This window comes from Gilliamella sp. M0320 (assembly GCF_016101635.1).
GTDB lineage: Bacteria > Pseudomonadota > Gammaproteobacteria > Enterobacterales > Orbaceae > Gilliamella > Gilliamella apis.
In genome coordinates this window covers 1-925 of the sequence record NZ_JACFQD010000021.1, presented here as the reverse complement: position 1 = coordinate 925, position 925 = coordinate 1, and the positions used below count along the sequence as shown (strand labels likewise).

Here is a 925-nt window from a genome sequence, read left to right as displayed (position 1 = left end):
ACGCACCGGCTGTGATTTGTTCCTGACAAAGCACCGCCTTGGCAAACATCCCTGTTTGCCATGCTAACCTCTCTCAGTTGTCAGCTCGTTGCCAATGTCGCGACACAAAATCGCTTTTTATCGCCACTTCGTTAACATCAACACCATTGCCTTGGCAGGGCAATGATTGTTTAATGTCCTAATGTTTTTTTTATCCTCAGCTTCAATACCTAAGAACTAAGAAATAATAGTTAAGGATAGACACAGAGTCCGTAGGTTTTTTCGTTGGTATACCGGTAAGACACACCACCATTATACCCACTAATCACAAAGATTAGATTGTCATAACTCGACTTATCACTCGTCAAATACTGCGTTCTATTACCGTACACTCCTTTGAAGTTGGCTCCAGGGTATCTCATTATCCCCCATTCCGTGAAAAATCCTGCACCAATGTGACGCCGGAAAGACATATCAGGTGACGAAGGCGTTGCACCTACTGCACCTCGACAATAAGGACCTGCATTCCATTCCTGACAAACCGCATTAGTTAATTCCTTGACCTTTGGAACACGGTATCCAAAACTATTACACCAAGATTCTATACTAGAAAGGGTACTTTCATAATTACCACGATTAACAAACCACTGCTTTAACTCAAATCCATATTTGACCACCGCATTACCACTGCTATCACGACCGACTAACTCAAATACCTGAGGTAAAGATAGTCTGTCGATTCTACCTGGATTATTTGATGTCCATTGCGATTCTGTAGCAACAGGACCTGTTAGGGTGACTCGAACGCTGGTACTTGTTGAATCGGTCATCGTCGCCGTAATACCACCATGAGAAACCGGCGCCCAAGATAAGGCCTGAGTACTACCACTAATATCTAAATCAAAATATAAATTATTAGCACCAGTAGTCGGGAAGTTTAAATCAT

The 925-nt window shown here is 42.6% G+C and carries 1 protein-coding gene; it reads right to left on the bottom strand.

The window, feature by feature from the left end; genetic code table 11:
- Positions 1–230: 230 nt before the first annotated feature.
- The coding region (locus tag H3T83_RS11300; RefSeq protein ID WP_198215805.1) for a hypothetical protein at positions 231–925 on the bottom strand (695 nt) is incomplete at its 5' end.